The organism is Streptomyces sp. NPDC096046, assembly GCF_040303285.1.
Classification (GTDB): Bacteria; Actinomycetota; Actinomycetes; order Streptomycetales; family Streptomycetaceae; genus Streptomyces.
In genome coordinates, this window is the sequence record NZ_JBEOSZ010000001.1 from 433,229 (window position 1) to 450,466 (window position 17,238).

At 72.2% G+C, this 17,238-nt stretch carries 13 protein-coding genes and 3 tRNA genes; 8 read left to right on the forward strand and 8 right to left on the reverse strand.

The features are described from left to right. Positions 1-58: 58 nt before the first annotated feature. From ABTX62_RS02090 to ABTX62_RS02110, 5 genes are all read left to right on the forward strand, one after another. Positions 59-2,491 (forward strand): DNA polymerase III subunit gamma and tau, encoded by a 2,433-nt coding sequence (locus tag ABTX62_RS02090; RefSeq protein WP_352114360.1) that lies wholly within the window; start codon positions 59-61, stop codon positions 2,489-2,491. Between the two features lie 146 nt (positions 2,492-2,637). Then, a complete protein-coding gene (gene purD / locus ABTX62_RS02095) occupies positions 2,638-3,924 on the forward strand; it encodes a phosphoribosylamine--glycine ligase (RefSeq protein ID WP_352114361.1) in 1,287 nt (428 codons plus the stop codon). A gap of 394 nt (positions 3,925-4,318) precedes the next feature. Further along, positions 4,319-6,310 carry a hypothetical protein gene (locus tag ABTX62_RS02100; protein ID WP_352114421.1) on the forward strand — a complete coding sequence of 664 codons (1,992 nt, stop codon included), beginning with the start codon at positions 4,319-4,321 and terminating at the stop codon, positions 6,308-6,310. Positions 6,311-6,526: 216 nt separating this feature from the next. Continuing rightward, positions 6,527-7,996 carry a N,N-dimethylformamidase beta subunit family domain-containing protein gene (locus ABTX62_RS02105; RefSeq protein ID WP_352114362.1) on the forward strand — a complete coding sequence of 490 codons (1,470 nt, stop codon included), beginning with the start codon at positions 6,527-6,529 and terminating at the stop codon, positions 7,994-7,996. 122 nt (positions 7,997-8,118) lie between these two features. Then, complete coding sequence (locus tag ABTX62_RS02110; RefSeq protein ID WP_352114363.1) at positions 8,119-9,018, forward strand: phosphoribosylaminoimidazolesuccinocarboxamide synthase; 900 nt, start codon at positions 8,119-8,121, stop codon at positions 9,016-9,018. A 42-nt stretch (positions 9,019-9,060) separates the two neighbouring features. On the opposite strand, the gene ABTX62_RS02115 is transcribed toward ABTX62_RS02110, so the two are convergent. The 8 genes from ABTX62_RS02115 to ABTX62_RS02150 all read right to left on the reverse strand — a co-directional run bounded on the left by ABTX62_RS02115 (position 9,061) and on the right by ABTX62_RS02150 (position 13,689). Continuing rightward, a tRNA-Gly gene (locus tag ABTX62_RS02115) sits at positions 9,061-9,136 on the reverse strand. 22 nt (positions 9,137-9,158) lie between these two features. Beyond that, entirely contained in the window at positions 9,159-9,779 is a 621-nt protein-coding gene (locus ABTX62_RS02120) for a response regulator (RefSeq protein WP_352114364.1), read from the reverse strand. Next, positions 9,776-11,050 carry a sensor histidine kinase gene (locus ABTX62_RS02125; RefSeq protein ID WP_352114365.1) on the reverse strand — a complete coding sequence of 425 codons (1,275 nt, stop codon included), beginning with the start codon at positions 11,048-11,050 and terminating at the stop codon, positions 9,776-9,778. Before ABTX62_RS02125 ends, ABTX62_RS02120 begins: the two co-directional genes overlap by 4 nt. Positions 11,051-11,072: 22 nt before the next feature. Next, positions 11,073-11,876 (reverse strand): ABC transporter permease, encoded by an 804-nt coding sequence (locus tag ABTX62_RS02130; protein WP_352114366.1) that lies wholly within the window; start codon positions 11,874-11,876, stop codon positions 11,073-11,075. Then, entirely contained in the window at positions 11,873-12,844 is a 972-nt protein-coding gene (locus ABTX62_RS02135; RefSeq protein WP_352114367.1) for an ABC transporter ATP-binding protein, read from the reverse strand. Before ABTX62_RS02135 ends, ABTX62_RS02130 begins: the two co-directional genes overlap by 4 nt. A 130-nt stretch (positions 12,845-12,974) precedes the next feature. Then, a tRNA-Gly gene (locus ABTX62_RS02140) sits at positions 12,975-13,047 on the reverse strand. Positions 13,048-13,165: 118 nt separating this feature from the next. Next, positions 13,166-13,237: transfer RNA gene (locus ABTX62_RS02145), tRNA-Gly, on the reverse strand. 134 nt (positions 13,238-13,371) lie between these two features. Then, positions 13,372-13,689 (reverse strand): histone-like nucleoid-structuring protein Lsr2, encoded by a 318-nt coding sequence (locus tag ABTX62_RS02150; RefSeq protein ID WP_352114422.1) that lies wholly within the window; start codon positions 13,687-13,689, stop codon positions 13,372-13,374. Between the two features lie 333 nt (positions 13,690-14,022). Here ABTX62_RS02150 and purS point away from each other — a divergent pair, with 333 nt between their 5' ends. From purS to purL, 3 genes are read left to right on the forward strand one after another with little or no spacing between them, the layout of a single operon-like run. Next, entirely contained in the window at positions 14,023-14,286 is a 264-nt protein-coding gene (purS, locus tag ABTX62_RS02155; RefSeq protein WP_010045045.1) for a phosphoribosylformylglycinamidine synthase subunit PurS, read from the forward strand. Then, positions 14,283-14,963 carry a phosphoribosylformylglycinamidine synthase subunit PurQ gene (purQ, locus tag ABTX62_RS02160; RefSeq protein WP_283974191.1) on the forward strand — a complete coding sequence of 227 codons (681 nt, stop codon included), beginning with the start codon at positions 14,283-14,285 and terminating at the stop codon, positions 14,961-14,963. Before purS ends, purQ begins: the two co-directional genes overlap by 4 nt. Then, complete coding sequence (gene purL / locus ABTX62_RS02165; protein WP_352114368.1) at positions 14,960-17,218, forward strand: phosphoribosylformylglycinamidine synthase subunit PurL; 2,259 nt, start codon at positions 14,960-14,962, stop codon at positions 17,216-17,218. Before purQ ends, purL begins: the two co-directional genes overlap by 4 nt. The last annotated feature ends 20 nt before the right edge of the window (positions 17,219-17,238 follow it).

Sequence of the window (17,238 nt, forward strand, 5' to 3'; positions counted from 1 at the left end):
CCGGGCCGGGTCTCCCGGCCGGGGCCCGTTGTCGGTGGGCGCCTATAACCTCGTATGCGTGTCGTCTCTCGCTCTGTACCGCCGCTACCGCCCGGAGACCTTCGCCGAGGTCATCGGGCAGGAGCATGTCACCGACCCGTTGCAGCAGGCGCTGCGCAACAACCGGGTCAACCACGCGTACCTGTTCAGCGGGCCGCGCGGCTGCGGCAAGACGACCAGTGCCCGCATCCTCGCGCGCTGCCTGAACTGCGAGCAGGGGCCCACGCCGACGCCCTGCGGCGAGTGCCAGTCCTGTCAAGACCTCGCGCGCAACGGCCCCGGCTCCATCGACGTCATCGAGATCGACGCCGCTTCCCACGGTGGTGTGGACGACGCCCGTGACCTGCGGGAGAAGGCCTTTTTCGGGCCCGCCCGCAGCCGGTACAAGATCTACATCATCGACGAGGCCCACATGGTCACGTCGGCCGGCTTCAACGCGCTGCTGAAGGTCGTCGAGGAGCCGCCGGAGCACCTCAAGTTCATTTTCGCGACCACCGAGCCCGAGAAGGTCATCGGGACGATCCGGTCGCGGACCCATCACTACCCGTTCCGGCTCGTGCCCCCCGGCACGCTGCGGGAGTACCTCGGCCAGGTCTGCCAGCAGGAGACCATCCCCGTCGAGGACGGCGTGCTTCCGCTCGTGGTGCGGGCCGGCGGCGGGTCCGTGCGTGACTCCATGTCGGTCATGGACCAGCTCCTCGCGGGCGCCGCGGCGGACGGTGTGACCTACGCCATGGCCACCGCCCTGCTCGGGTACACCGAGAGCTCACTTCTCGACTCCGTCGTCGAGGCTTTCGCCACCGGCGACGGGGCCGCGGCGTTCGAGGTCGTCGACCGCGTGATCGAGGGCGGCAACGACCCCCGCCGCTTCGTCGCCGACCTGCTGGAGCGGCTGCGCGACCTGGTGATCCTCGCCGCTGTTCCGGACGCGGCGGAGAAGGGGCTGATCGACGCCCCCGCCGATGTGATCGAGCGCATGCAGGCTCAGGCCGGCACCTTCGGCCCGGCCGAGCTGAGCCGCGCCGCCGACCTCGTCAACGAGGGCCTGACCGAGATGCGCGGCGCCCACTCGCCCCGCCTCCAGCTCGAGCTGATCTGCGCGCGGGTCCTGCTCCCGGCCGCCTACGGTGACGAGCGCTCCGTCATGGCCCGCCTCGACCGGATCGAGCGCGGTGTGAACTACTCCGCGGCTCCCGCCGGAATGCCCGCGATGGGATACGTGCCCGGTCCGGAGGGGCACGGGGGAGCGGCGGCCGCCCCGGTCCAGGCGGGCGGCGGTCCGGTGGCACCGGGCAGTGGCCCGGCCGCGGCCCGTGCGGCGGTGCGGGGATCCGGAGCACCGGGCACCACCGGCACCACGGCGGGCACCGCGACCGGCGGCAGCGGCCCCACGGCGGCTCCGGCCGCCTCCGCCCCTCCGGCTGCGGGCCCGGGTGCGCCACCGTCGTCGCCCGGCCAGAGCGCCCCGCCGTCGGCGCCGGGCACTCCTCCGGCTCACCACGCCCCCGCTCCCGCCGCCCAGGGCGCACCCGGCCGCCCCGAAGGACCAGGTGCCCCCGCCGAAGCCCCGGCCGCCTCCGCCGCCCCCGGCGGGCAGGCGAAGCCCTCCCCGGCCCAGCCCGCCCCCGGCGCCTGGCCCACCGCCGCCCCCGCGGGCAGCGGTGGCCGCCGCCCCGGCGGCTGGCCCACGGCCGCTCCGGGCGCGTCGGCCCCGAACACCCCGCCGGCGAGCCCTCCCGGCTCCGCCACCCCGCAGGCGGGCCCGCCTGCGGCTCCGGCCCCGCCCGCCCCCGCTCCCACGGGCGGTGGGAGTGTCGACCCCCGGATGCTCTGGCCGAACATCCTGGAGGCGGTCAAGAACCGGCGCCGCTTCACCTGGATCCTGCTCAGCCAGAACGCCCAGGTGACCGGCTTCGACGGCACGACCCTGCAGCTCGGGTTCGTCAACGCGGGCGCGCGGGACAACTTCCTGAGCAGCGGCAGCGAGGACGTGCTGCGGCAGGCGCTGGGGGAGCAGTTCAACGTCCAGTGGAAGATCGAGGCCATCGTCGACCCCTCGGGCGGCTCCGCGCCCCCGGCGCCGGGCGGCCCCTCCGGATTCGGCGGCGGGGGCGGCTACAGCACCGGCGGTGGCGGCGGTTACCCCGCAGGCGGCGGCGGTGGCGGTGGCGGTTACGAGGCCGGAGGCGGAGGCACGGCGACCGCCCAGCGCCCCGCCCCCTCCCCGACCGCCCCGCCTGCCCCCGCCTCCCGGGCGAGCACCCCCGCCCCGGCCCCGGCCCCGGCCGCCTCCGTCCCCCAGCCCGCCGCCCCGGCGCCGCGCCATGTCTCCGCCGAGGAGGACATCCCCGAGGACGACGACCCCGACCTCGACGAATCGGCCCTCTCCGGCCAGGAGCTGATCGTCCGGGAACTGGGCGCGACGGTGGTCGAGGAGTTCACGAACGAGTAGCCCGGCCCGGCGAGCGGAGCCACCTCCCGAGGATCAGGCAGGGGCCTCCTCGACAAGGCGCCTCGGAGGAACCTCCACATCGTGATCGCTCCCCCTTTCGGAAGCCCGCACAAGGGGAATCCGGCGTCTCCCGTTAGGCTGACCCCGTGAAGGTCCTCGTCATCGGCAGCGGCGCCCGCGAACACGCCCTGTGCCACTCCCTGTCCCACGACCCCGATGTCACCGCGCTGCACTGCGCACCCGGCAACGCCGGCATCGCCGAGGTCGCCGAGCTGCACCAGGTCGACGCGCTGGACGGCGCCGCCGTCACCGCGCTGGCCACCCGGCTCGGCGCGGAGCTCGTGGTCGTCGGCCCGGAGGCCCCGCTGGTCGCCGGTGTGGCCGACGCCGTGCGCGAGGCGGGCATCCCGGTCTTCGGCCCGTCCGGCGCGGCAGCGCAGCTCGAGGGCTCCAAGGCCTTCGCGAAGGACGTCATGGCGGTAGCCGAGGTGCCCACCGCCCGATCGTACGTCTGCACGACTCCGGAAGAGGCCGACACGGCCCTCGACGCCTTCGGCGCTCCCTACGTCGTGAAGGACGACGGGCTGGCCGCCGGCAAGGGCGTCGTCGTCACCGACGACCTCGAAGCGGCCCGGGCCCACGCGGCGGCCTGCGAGCGCGTGGTCATCGAGGAGTACCTCGACGGCCCCGAGGTCTCCCTCTTCGCCGTCACCGACGGCGAGACGGTCGTACCGCTCCAGCCCGCCCAGGACTTCAAGCGCGCCCTGGACGGCGACGAGGGCCCGAACACCGGCGGCATGGGCGCCTACTCCCCGCTGCCCTGGGCCGACCCGAAGCTGGTCGACGAGGTCCTGCAGACCGTGCTGCAGCCGACCGTCGACGAGATGCGGCGGCGCGGAACGCCGTTCTCCGGCCTGCTCTACGCCGGTCTCGCCATCACCTCCCGCGGTGTCCGGGTGATCGAGTTCAACGCCCGGTTCGGCGACCCCGAGACCCAGGTCGTCCTGGCCCGGCTGAAGACACCGCTGGCAGGGCTCCTGATGGCCGCCGCCACCGGCAACCTCGCCCATCTGGAGCCGCTGCGCTGGAGCGACGACGCGGCCGTGACCGTGGTCGTCGCCTCGCACAACTACCCCGGCACCCCGCGCACCGGCGACCCGATCACCGGCCTCGACGAGGTCGCCGCCCAGGACGCCCCGCACGCGTACGTGCTGCACGCCGGCACCAAGCGGGACGGCGACGCGGTCGTCAGCGCCGGTGGGCGCGTGCTGTCCGTCACAGCCATCGGGAAGGACCTCGGCGAGGCCCGCGACCGCGCCTACACGGCTGTGGGACGCGTCCGCCTCGACGGCTCCCGGCACCGCACGGACATCGCCGCGAAAGCCGCGAAAGCCGCGAAAGCCGCGAAAGCCGCGGAGGCCGCAGAGGCGTAACCGTCACCCTCGCGGAACAGGGAACCACCCCGCCGCCGATGAACCCCACAGGCCCCGGATCCGTCTCAGGATCCGGGGCCTGACGTATGCGAGAACCGGGGCGTGGCAATGCGAGGACCGGAGCCTGGCGTGTGCCCGAGAAGTAGGGGCTGACGTATCGAGAAGTGAGGGCTGATGCGCGCTTTCCGTCATCCACCTCTCCCCAAAGCCATTCCATCGAGTGACCGCTGCCCTATCCGGCTGACGGGGGGCGGAGCCCCAACTAGGGTGCGGCGCAAGCGTTCCGGCACTTGGCCCACCGGCATTGCGATGTCAGTGGCGGGTGCCACAGTGGGGGAGTGAGCAAGGAAAGCGTCGGGTCAACGGGGAGGGGGTGAGGTCGGTCGTGACCGGAATGGGTGTGGAAGCAGGCGCGCAGGTCGCGCGGGCACGGGCAGTGGCCGTGCTGCGCGTCCGCAGCAGGGCACTGGCCGTCGCCCTGCTGCCCGCCGCCGTCGCCGTGATCCTGCTCGCGGGCGCGGCGGGCGACCGCCTGGAGGGGCCCGTCTGGGACCGGGTCCGCTGGGCCCTGACGCCGGTGGCGGCCCTCGTGCTGCTCGCCGCCGCCGGGGTCGCCCTGGTCGTCGCCCGGGCCCGGCCCGCGATGAGCCCGACCGTTCCGGTCACCGAGGAGGCGGCTCCCGACCTGTACCGGATGGTGCGCGACCTCGCCGATCGCCTCGACGTCCCCGCGCCCTCCGCGATAGCGCTCACCCCGGACTGCGACAGCTGGCTGGAGGACCGCACCCACCCGGCCCACGGGCCGCCCCCGGCCGAAGAACACCACGACATAGCGGGTGCGGGGAGGCAGGCGCACCGTCGGCAGCCCGTCGCGCCGGTCCTCGTCATCGGCTCCCCGTTCCTGTGGTGGATGAGGGTCGGCGAGCTGCGCGCCGTCCTCGCTCCGGTCATCGCCGGTACGGGCCCTTCGGCCCACCCGGACATAGCCGCCGCCCGGCGCTTCGTCCGAGGCCTGGACGCGGCGGCGGCCGTGGCGTCGGCGCCCCGCCGCGATCCGGTGTCGCGGGTCGTGCTCGCCGGGGTCGGCCGGGTCGTCCGGCTGCTGCTGCGCGGTTGCCGCCTCCATGCCGCCGAGATGGAGCGGGGCGTGGCGGCCGCGGCCGCGGAGCGTGCACAGGCTGTGGATTACGGGCTGCGGATCGTCGCCCAGGAGCAGGTGGGCCTGGCCTACGCGGGCTGGGACCGGCTGCTGACCCGGGTCGCGCTGCCGGCCTGGCGGATGGGCCGCTGGCCGTCCCGGCTGGACGCCGGTGTCGTCGCGGCGCTCACGGAACTGTCCCGGCGTGACCGCTTGGCCGAGGGCTTCGCGTCCCGGCTCGGCGAGCGGCCCGCCTGCGATCTGCTGGAGGAGCCGGGCGCGGTCGACGAGGCCGCCTCCCTCCTCGCCGCCCGCCTCTTCCACGGCGGTCCCGCCGGGCCCGGGCCCGACTGGGCGCCGGTGGACTGGAGCGACTATCCGGAGGAGGTCGTGGACCGCAAGTGGCGCCTCGACGCGGCCCGCCTCCATCGTGTGTTGGACGCGATGGGCGTCCGTCCCTCCACCGGCTCCACGGCCCCGGCGACCGGCGCCCCGACCCTGTCCCGCGTCCTGGACCACCTCACGGACACGGCACCCGCGTGGACGGCCGAGAAGCCGGGCGCCTCCGGCCCCGCAGCGGACTCCCTGTCGCCCGGACCGGGGACCGGCCCCGCAGCGGGCTCTCCGTCACCCGACCGGGAGACCGGCCCCGCAGCGGACTCCCTCTGGCCCGGACCGGGGACCGGCCCCGCAGCGGACTCCCTGTCCCCCGGACCGGAGACCGGCCCCGCAGCGGGTGGCTCCCCGCCCCCCCGGCGGGAGATCACCCCGGCCGAGAACCCCGCGACATCCCCCGGCACCCCGGACCTCCACGACGACGAGGACCTCTCCGGCACGACGGCGCCCAGCGCCACCCTCGCCGCCCGGCTCAGCGCCGAACTGGCCCGCGAGGAGGCCGCCCCCTCCCCGGCGGCCCCGTCCCCCATAGCCCCGTCCCCCGCTGCCGATCCCGCCGCCCTCTGGGACGACCGGGCCCTCCCCCTCTTCCCCCTCCAGCCCCCGCGCACGGCCAGAGAACTGCTCGCCGACCACCTCACCGCGATGGTCTGCTGCGCCGCGATGGACACCGCCGGAGCGATGCCGGGCCTGGACTGGCTGGACGGCCCGACCCTCCTCGTCGACGGTGAGCGCACAGCCGATCTGGCGCCCAAGGTCCTCACCCTCATCGAGGACGGCGACGCCACCCCGCTGCGGGTCTGGCTCTCCCAGCTCGGCATACGCCCGGAGAAGCCGGTGCGTCTCGGCTGACGCCCCCGGAGTACCTGCTTCCGGTTCTGGCCAATTCGAAACGAACAGTGACGAAGTGCGCGCTTTATGTGATGTGCTTGGACCGTTCGTGCGTAGGGCAAGGGCTCGCGACATACGACAACCACATAGGCGCGAAGGCGTCACACGCACCGCAGCACACCGCACACACCACACAGGTACGCACCACCACGGGGGTCAAGGGGAGGGGAAGCCACCATGGGTTCGGAGCAGATCCGCCGCTGGGAGTCGGGAGCGCTGGCGCACGCCGTGACGGATCCCTTCGGGCAGGGCCCCGTTCCGTGGCTGCGCGGCAACGTGACGTACTTCGACGACTCGGGCCAGGTCGTCCCCTGGTACGTGGACCAGGACGCGCCGCATCCGTCGAAGAAGGGCACGGGCGGCCCCCGCGCGGCCGACGACGTGCACCGCCAGATCAAGGGCTTCACCTCCACCGGCGCGGTCGCGCCCGGCGAGGCCATCGACTTCCACGTCACCGTCGACCCACCGCAGCAGTTCGCCGTAGACATCTACCGCATCGGTCACTACGGCGGTGACGGCGCCGCGAAGATCACCACCAGCCCGCGGCTGTCCGGCATCGTCCAGCCCGCGCCGCTCACCGCGGACCGCACGGTCTCCTGCCACCACTGGTGGCTGTCCTGGCGGCTCCAGGTCCCGTCGCACTGGCACATCGGCGCGTACGTCGCCGTCCTCACCACCACCGACGGCTACCGCTCCCACGTGCCCTTCACCGTCCGCCACGACCAGCCCGCCGACCTGCTGCTGGTGCTGCCCGACGTCACCTGGCAGGCCTACAACCTCTACCCGGAGGACGGCCGCACCGGTGCCAGCCTCTACCACGCCTGGGACGAGCAGGGCCGTCTGCTCGGCGAGTCCGACGCCGCCACGACGGTCTCCTTCGACCGCCCCTACGCGGGCGCCGGCCTCCCCCTGCACGTCGGCCACGCCTACGACTTCATCCGCTGGGCCGAGCGCTACGGCTACGACGTGGCCTACGCCGACGCGAGCGACCTGCACGCGGGCCACGTCGACCCCACCCGCTACCGGGGACTGGTCTTCCCGGGCCACGACGAGTACTGGTCGGCCGCCATGCGCGCCACCGTGGAGCACGCCCGCGACGCCGGCACCTCGCTCGTCTTCCTCTCCGCGAACTCCATGTACTGGCAGGTGGAGCTGGGGCCCTCCCCGTCCGGAGTCCCCGACCGGCTGCTGACCTGCCGCAAGCGCAGGGGCCCGGGCAAGCCGGTGCTGTGGCGGGAGATCGACCGCGCGGAGCAGCAGCTCCTGGGCATCCAGTACGCCGGGCCCGTCCCCGAGCCGCACCCGCTGATCGTCCGCAATGCCGGGCACTGGCTGTGGGAGGCGACCGGGGCACACGAGGGCGACGAGATCGAGAACCTGGTGGCGGGCGAAGCGGACCGCTACTTCCCGCGCACCCCGCTGCCCGAGCACGAGGAGCGCATGCTGCTCGCCCACTCCCCGTACACCGACAAGGACGGCGTCCTGCGCCACCAGGAGACGTCCCTGTACCGCGCCCCCTCCGGCGCCTGGGTCTTCGCAGCAGGAACGTTCGCCTGGTCACCGGCCCTGGACCGCCCCGGCCACGTCGACACGCGCGTCCAGCGCGCCACCGCCAATCTCCTGGACCGCATCTGCAAACGCGACTGACCCCCTGTCGGTGATCAGGCCGGAGTACGGGAGAATCGAGCCACTTGGGCCCGCCCGTCGCCCACCCCCGCCCTGCTCGGGCCCTTCGGGCGCCCCTTTGTTCTCGACCACGGGGAGGAACCGTGTCCGGATTCGTCGAAAAGCCCGAGCCGCTCCAGATTCCGGGCCTGGTACATCTGCACACCGGCAAGGTGCGCGAGCTGTACCGGAACGAGGCGGGCGACCTCGTGATGGTCGCCAGCGACCGCATCTCCGCTTACGACTGGGTGCTGCCCACCGAGATCCCCGACAAGGGCCGGATCCTCACCCAGCTGTCCCTGTGGTGGTTCGACCGGCTCGCCGACCTGGTACCGAACCACGTCCTGAGCGCGGAACTGCCCGAGGGCGCCCCGGCCGACTGGGCGGGCCGCACACTCGTCTGCAAGTCGCTGCGGATGGTCCCGGTGGAGTGCGTGGCCCGCGGCTACCTCACCGGCTCCGGCCTCGCCGAGTACAACCAGACCCGCACGGTCTGCGGCCTCGCCCTGCCGGAGGGCCTGACCGACGGCAGTGAACTGCCCGCCCCGATCTTCACTCCGGCCACCAAGGCCGCCGTCGGCGAGCACGACGAGAACGTCTCCTACGAGGAGGTCGCCCGCCAGGTCGGCGCCGACACCGCGGCCCGGCTGCGCCAGGCGACCCTCGCGGTCTACTCCCGGGGCCGGGACATCGCCCGGGAGAGGGGCATCATCCTCGCGGACACGAAGTTCGAGTTCGGCTTCGAGGGTGACGACCTGGTCCTCGCGGACGAGGTCCTCACCGCGGACTCCTCCCGCTTCTGGCCGGCCGACCAGTGGGAGCCGGGCCGCGCGCAGCCGTCGTACGACAAGCAGTTCGTCCGCGACTGGCTGACCTCGCCGGAGTCCGGCTGGGACCGGGGGAGCGAGCAGCCGCCGCCCGCCCTGCCCCAGCAGGTCGTCGACGCCACCCGCGCCAAGTACGTCGAGGCCTACGAGCGCCTGACCGGCACGGGCTGGTCGTAGCACGCGGAGAAGCCCCCCGGCCGGAACCGGGGGGCTTCTCGATGGAGCGAACGACGAGGTTCGAACTCGCGACCTCAACCTTGGCAAGGTTGCGCTCTACCAACTGAGCTACGTTCGCATGCGCCGTGGCGCGAGAACCACTATACCCAACCTCGCTCCCGCGCGAGCCGCACCGCCGCATGCCGGTTCTCCGCACCGAGCTTCGACACGGCCGACGACAGATAGTTCCGCACGGTCCCCTGGGACAGCGCGGCCCGCTGGGCGATCTCCGCGACCGGCGCCCCCTCGGCCGCGAGTTCCAGGACCTCCGCCTCCCGCGTGGTCAGCGGCGAGTCCCCGGCGGCGATCGCGTCGGCGGCCAACTCAGGGTCGACGTAACGGTTCCCGGCGTGCACCGTGCGGATGATCTCCGCGAGTCGCTGCGCGCTCACGGTCTTCGGCACGAACCCCCGCACCCCGGCCTCCAGCGCCCGCTTCAGGTGCCCGGGCCGCCCGTGACCGGTGACGATGAGGACCCGGCAGCCGGGCAGTTCGGCCCGCAGGGATGTGGCGACCTTCACACCGTCGGCTCCGGGCATCTGGAGATCCAGCACGGCGACATCGGGCTGGTGCGCCCGGGCCATCGCCAGCGCCTCGGGCCCGGTGGCCGCCTCGGCGACGACCATGAGGTCGTCCTCCAGCGACAGCAGCGCGGCGAGCGCTCCCCGGATGAGGTGCTCGTCGTCGGCGAGCAGCAGCCGCACGGGCTCCGCGAGCGTCATCGCGTGACCTCGCTCACCGCACGCACGGCGACAGCGGCCGGGACGGCGCCGGACGCAGCGGGCAGCGGAACCTCCGCCGTCAGCCGGAACAGCCCCCGCCCCGCGGGCTCGGCGTCCAGCGTCCCGTCGAGCTCCGCCAGCCGCTCCCGCAACCCGGCCAGCCCCGAACCGGGGGGCCCGGACGCGGGTTCCGTCCCCGTCTCGCTCACCCCGTCGTTCTCCACGGACAGCACCACTCGCCCCTCCAGCACCCGCAGTCGCACCTCACACCGCCGCGCGTCCCCATGCCGCAGGACGTTCGTCGTGGCCTCCCGCACCACCCACCCCAGGGCGGACTGCACGGTGGCCGGAAGTCCGGTCACCGTCGCCCCGCCGACCGTGCAGTCGATGCCGGCCGCCGCGAGCACCCCTTGCGCACCGGCGAGTTCCGACGCCAGGTCGGTCTCCCGGTAGCCGCGCACGACCTCCCGCACCTCGCGTTGCGACTCCTGCGCGAGCCGCTGCACCTCGACCATCTGCGCCACGGCCTCCGGCCGCCCTCGCTGGGCCAGCTGCACCGACAGCTCGCTCTTCAGCGCGATCACGGCGAGGTTGCGCCCCATCACGTCGTGCAGATCACGCCCGAACCGCAGCCGCTCCTCGGCGACGGCGAGCCGGGCCCGGGTCTCGCGGGCCTCGTCGAGTTCGTAGACGGCGTTGAGCAGCCACACGGAGAAGACGGCCGTGAAAGCGATGAACACGCCGCCGATCAGCACGATCAGCGCCGTGGTCAGCGCCGTGAGCACGGGTGCGCCGAGCGTGAACGCCACGGTCCCGGCCCCTGCCGCGAAGCCGCCCGCGATGGCGAACGCGCGCCGCCGGCCGCGGACGCCGAGCGCGATGATGCCGGGGCCGAAGATCAGGATCACTCCGAAGACACCGCCGGCGGCGGTGTCGACGCGCTCGCCGTCGGGTCCGAGCTCGGCGAGCGCGATCGCGGCGGCGGCGATCGCGGCGGTGACGGCGGCCAGCGTCCACATCAGTTTGACGGGCTGGGGCCTGCGGCCACGCGTCCAGTCGATCGCCCGGGACACGGTCACGAAGCAGAGGGCGGCGTGCACGGCCACCACCAGAAGGGCGGCACCGCCCCGCCGCGCCCCGAGCGGGGCCACGGAGGTGAGCCCGACGGAGAAGAACTCCATCACCGCGAAGAAGTGGAACGACCACCGCGTGTACGTCTCGACCTTCTCCGGCGTGCTCTTGTGCCGCCACCACCTGCCCGGCGCGCGCATCGGCCCGTCACTCCCCCTTCGGTCAACGCCGTGGCTCCCAGCGGAACCACCGCCGTACAGCAAACACCGAGATGAGGATCCAGGCCATGGCGGTCGCGAGGGTGCCGAGTGCCTCGTACGTGGACAGGGACCCGGTCCAGCCGCCGCGCACCAGGGTGACGACGGGCGTCAGCGGCAGCAGTTCGCAGACGGAGGCGACCCGGTCCGGGAGCAGTTCCAGCGGCATGAACATGCCGGAGCCGATCATCGAGACCATCAGCAGCGGCATGGGCGTGACCTGGGCGCTCTCGCCGGTCCGGGTGAAGCTCGCGGTGGCCGCGGCGAGGGCGGCGCACATCACCAGGCCCGACAGCAGGCCGAGGACGACCAGATGGGGCGCCGAGGGCGCGGACAGGTCCAGCAGCGCGACGCAGCCGGCCGCCAGCAGCAGGCACTGCGCCAGCCCGGTGAGGACGGCCGGCAGCGCGGAGCCGGCCAGGATCTCGATGTCCCGCAGCTCCCCGGTGCGCAGCCGCTTGAGGACGAGCTCCTCACGCCGGACGACGAACGCGCCGACGAGCACCGAGTAGACGGCGAACAGCAGGGAGAAGCCGACGGCGGCGGGCAGCACCAGGGTGCCGGTGTTCAGCCCCGCCTCGGCGAGGTCCATCTCCCGCGCCGCCGACTGCACGCTGATCGGCATCAGCAGCGGCACGAACAGTGCGGCGAAGAGCGCTCCCCGGGTCCGCCCGAGCAGGGTCAGTTCGGCGCGGGCCAAAGCGGTCATCCGGCTCAGCGGGGTGGTCGTGGCCGGTGCCGGGCGGGGCGAGGTGTGAGTGGTGCTCATGCCGCGTACTCCTTGGTCGTCAGGCCCGGGGACCGTTCGGCGGAGGCGTTCCCGGCGATGCCCAGGAAGGCCTCCTCGAGGGAGGCCGAGCGCATGTCCAGGCGGCGCAGCTCCACCCCGGCCCGGGCGGCCCACATCAGCAGTCCGGTGGCCGTCCGCTGCAGTTCGCGCGTACGGAGCCGGACGACGCGGCCGTCGGTCTCGTGTCCGGACACGCCCAGCTCGTCCAGCGGCGGAAGATCGCCGACGAAGTATCCGTCGGGCAGTTCGAAGGAGATCCGCGACGGTTCCGACGCGGTCACCTCGGCCGGGGTTCCGGTGGTGGCGATGCGCCCCTCGTGCATGATCGCCAGCCGGTCGGCGAGGTGCTCGGCCTCCTCCAGGTAGTGCGTGGTCAGCAGCACCGTCGTCCCGCGGTCGCGCAGCGCGCTCACCAGCTCCCAGGTGGCCCGGCGGCCTTCGGCGTCCAGCCCGGTGGAGGGCTCGTCGAGGAAGAGCACCTCGGGATCGCCGAGCAGGGCGAGCGCCAGGTCGAGACGGCGCCGCTGGCCGCCGGACAGCTGCTTGACCCGGGTGCCGGCCTTCGACTCCAGGCCGACCAGCGCCAGCACCTCCGCCGGGGGCCGTGCTCCGCTCACGCATCCCGCCCACATCCGCGCGGTCTCCGCGACGGTGAGCTCGGACGGGAAGCCGCCTTCCTGGAGCATCACGCCGGTGCGGGGCCGTACGGCGGCCCGGTCGGTGTACGGGTCGTGCCCGAGGACCCGCACGCTGCCGCCGGCCGGCTGCGCGAGACCCTCCAGGACTTCGACGGTCGAGGTCTTGCCCGCGCCGTTGGTGCCGAGCAGTGCGAAGATCTCCGCGCGCCGTACGGAAAAGCTGATGCCGCGTACGGCCTCGAACCCGCCCCCGTACACACGCCGCAGGTCAGTGACCTCAATCACGTGTTCGTGTCCGTTGGATTCCATGCCTCAAGCGTCTCGGCCGTGCGGGCCGGGCAGCAGTGCGCGCTGTCATCACTCGGCATGACAAATGTCAGACGGACGCTCGGAGGCACGAAGAAGACCCCGGCCCTCAGGGCCGGGGTCTTCATTCCCGAGCGGACGACGAGGTTCGAACTCGCGACCTCAACCTTGGCAAGGTTGCGCTCTACCAACTGAGCTACGTCCGCATGTGCTCCCGATCAGCTTTCACTGACCGGTGCGGGCACCAGCCTACCTGATCCTCCCCGAGCTTTCGACAAGCTCGGGCAGGGGATACCCCCATGAGCGACCGGTACGGCGATGCAGAGCGGGTGACAGGAATCGCACACTGCGCCTTCCCCCTGGAAGGGGGATGTTCTACTACTGAACTACACCCGCATGTCTCCGTGAGCCGGGCCTCTCGGCCTCGCCCCTCGGCGTGCTCCAGACTCTAGCTGATCAGCCGGGGTGCTGCGCAAGTCGGTTGCCGCGAGGGGCGGGTGACCGGGCATCGGCCGGGGCCCGACGGGCCGTCACCGCGCGGCGCTGAACGCTTCGTAGACCTTCTTGGGGATGCGTCCGCGCGCGGGGACGTCCATCTTGTTGGCCTGGGCCCAGGCGCGCACGGCCGACGGGTCGGGGGCGACCTCCGTCTGCCGGTACGCCTTGCCCGAGCGGGACCGCTTGCGCCCGGCCTCCACGTAGGGCGCGAGCGCCCTACGCAGTTCTCCGGCGTTGACTTCACTCAGGTCGATCTCGTACGACTTGCCGTCCAGTCCGAAGGCGATCGTTTCCGCCGCTTCCGAGCCGTCGATGTCGTCAAAGAGAGTGACCACGACCTTCTGCGCCACGAATATCGGTCCCTTCATGCGGCACTTTGCCAATTCATTTGTACAGTGCCTGGCAATACATTGTGAAGCCCGGCTAAATCCTTCCGCGTGTCCAGAATCAGGAGGGAGCGGAGTGACTTCGCTGGAAGCGTGGTGGTGGGAGACGGGCGGACGCAATAGCTTTCGGGTGTCGATCCGGGATCTTTCCCGAAAATTTCGGGTGCCCCGATGATGTGGTCCCGTTGATGCGGGATCGTGATGACGGTCACGTAGTTTCCTACAAGTCGACGCGCGTAGAAATTTTGTGCGGGTAGTCTGAAGGGACCTGCTCAGCACCACACACCGGGAGTGCCAGTGGCACGCGTCGTAGTCGACGTCATGCTCAAGCCGGAGATCCTCGACCCCCAGGGCCAGGCGGTGCAGCGCGCACTGCCGCGGCTGGGATTCGAGGGGATCTCGGACGTCCGTCAGGGAAAGCGTTTCGAACTGGAAGTTGACGGGCCGGTCGACGAGGCCGCCCTCGCCCGCATTCATGATCTTGCGGAGTCCTTCCTCGCGAACACCGTGATCGAGGACTTCACGGTCCGGGTCGAGGAAGTCGCGGAGGCCGTGAAGTGACCGCTCGTATTGGCGTCGTCACTTTTCCCGGCAGTCTGGACGACCGCGACACCCAGCGCGCGATCCGCGTCGCCGGCGCCGAGCCGGTCGCCCTCTGGCACAAGGACAAAGACCTCAAGCAGGTCGACGCCGTGGTGCTGTGCGGTGGATTCTCCTACGGCGACTATCTGCGCGCCGGGGCCATCGCCCGTTTCTCGCCGGTGATGGAGCCCCTGCTGGAGCAGGCCAAGGCCGGTCTTCCGGTGCTCGGCATCTGCAACGGCTTCCAGATCCTCACCGAGGCCCATCTGCTGCCGGGCACGATGCTCCGCAACAACCACCTGCACTTCATCTGCCGTGACCAGAAGCTGCGGGTGGAGAACGCCGAGACCTCCTGGACCACCGACTACTCGGCCGGCCAGGAGATCCACATCCCGCTGAAGAACAACGACGGGCAGTACGTCGCCGACGCGTACACGCTCGACGAGCTGGAGGCCGAGGGCCGTGTCGCCTTCCGCTACCTGGACTTCAACCCCAACGGCTCCCAGCGGGACATCGCCGGCGTCACCAACGAGGCCGGAAACGTGGTCGGCCTCATGCCGCACCCCGAGCACGCCGTCGAGCCGCTGATCGGCACCGGCCGCACCGACGGCCTCCCGTTCTTCACCTCGATCCTCAAGAAGCTGGTCAACGCATGAGCCGGACGCCTCTGGACACGGTCGAGCACGCGGCCGCGACCCCCGACGTCGAGCTGCCCTGGGCCGAACTGGGCCTGAAGAAGGACGAGTACGAGCGGGTCGTGGAGATCCTCGGCCGCCGGCCCACCGGGGCCGAGCTCGCCATGTACTCGGTGATGTGGTCGGAGCACTGCTCGTACAAGAGCAGCAAGGTGCACCTGCGCCAGTTCGGCGAGAAGGCCCCCGAGTCCGACGCGATGCTCGTCGGCATCGGCGAGAACGCCGGTGTGGTCGACGTCGGGCAGGGCTACGCGGTCACCTTCAAGGTCGAGTCGCACAACCACCCGTCGTACGTCGAGCCCTACCAGGGCGCGGCCACCGGTGTCGGCGGCATCGTCCGCGACATCATCGCCATGGGCGCCCGCCCGGTCGCGGTCGTCGATCCGCTGCGCTTCGGCGCGGCCGACCACCCCGACACCAAGCGCGTTCTGCCCGGCGTCGTCGCCGGCATCGGCGGCTACGGCAACTGCCTGGGTCTGCCCAACATCGGCGGCGAGGTCGTCTTCGACGCCTGCTACCAGGGCAACCCGCTGGTCAACGCCGGTGCCATCGGCGTGATGCGGCACGAGGACATCCACCTCGCCAAGGCGTCCGGCGCGGGCAACAAGGTCATCCTGTACGGCGCCCGGACCGGCGGTGACGGCATCGGCGGCGCCTCCATCCTGGCCTCCGAGACCTTCGACGACGCCAAGCCGTCCAAGCGCCCGGCCGTGCAGGTCGGCGACCCGTTCCAGGAGAAGCTCCTCATCGAGTGCACCCTGGAGGCCTTCAAGGAGAAACTGGTCGTCGGCATCCAGGACCTCGGCGCGGCCGGTCTGTCCTGCGCCACCTCCGAGCTCGCCTCCAACGGCTCCGGCGGCATGCGCGTCACCCTGGACGACGTGCCGCTGCGCGACTCCACGCTCTCGCCCGAGGAGATCCTCATGAGCGAGTCGCAGGAACGCATGTGCGCGGTCGTCGAGCCGGAGAAGGTCGACCGCTTCCTGGAGATCTGCGAGAAGTGGGACGTCATCGCCACCGTCATCGGTGAGGTGACCGACGGCGACCGCCTGGAGATCTACTGGCACGGCGGCAAGATCGTCGACGTCGACCCGCGCACGGTCGCCCACGAGGGCCCGGTCTACGAGCGGCCCTACGCCCGCCCCTCCTGGCAGGACGAGCTCCAGGCCGACGACGCGAACAAGCTGCCGCGGCCGGCGACCTCCGAGGAGCTGAAGGACCAGGTCCTCAAGCTGGTCGGCTCCCCGAACCAGGCCTCCAAGTCCTGGATCACCAGCCAGTACGACCACTTCGTGCAGGGCAACACCGTCCTCGCCCAGCCCGAGGACTCCGGCATGATCCGCATCGACGAGGAGACCGGCCTCGGCGTGGCCATCGCCACGGACGGCAACGGCCGGTACGCCAAGCTCGACCCGTACCACGGCGCCCAGCTCGCACTGGCGGAGGCGTACCGCAACGTCGCCACCACCGGCGCCAAGCCGCTGGCCGTCTCCGACTGCCTGAACTTCGGCTCGCCCGAGGACCCGGCGGTGATGTGGCAGTTCGCGGAGGCCGTGCGCGGTCTGGCCGACGCCTGCCAGCAGCTCGGCACCCCGGTGACCGGCGGCAACGTCTCCCTCTACAACCAGACGGGCGAGGCCGCCATCCACCCGACCCCGGTCGTCGCGGTGCTCGGCGTCATCGACGACGTGGCCCGCCGCACCCCGGTCGCCTTCCAGGAGGAGGGCCAGCTGCTCTACCTCCTCGGCGACACCCGCGAGGAGTTCGGCGGCTCGGCCTGGTCGCAGGTGATCCACGACCACCTCGGCGGTCTGCCTCCGAAGGTCGACCTGGAGCGCGAGCGGCTGCTCGCCGAGATCCTGATCTCCGCCTCCCGCGACGGCATGATCGACTCCGCGCACGACCTGTCCGACGGCGGTCTGATCCAGGCGGTCGTCGAGTCGGCCCTGCTGGGCGACAAGGGCGCCCGCCTGATCGTCCCGGACGGTGTGGACGCCTTCACCTTCCTGTTCTCCGAGTCGGCGGGCCGCGCCGTCGTGGCCGTGCCGCGCTCGGAGGAGCTCCGCTTCAACGACATGTGCGGAGCGCGGGGCCTGCCCGCCACCCGCATCGGTGTCGTCGACGGCGACTCGGTGGACGTCCAGGGCGAGTTCACCCTCTCCCTGGCCGAGCTGCGCGAGACCCACGAGGGCACGATCCCGGCCCTGCTGAAGTAGGCGACCGCTCCGAAGCCCTC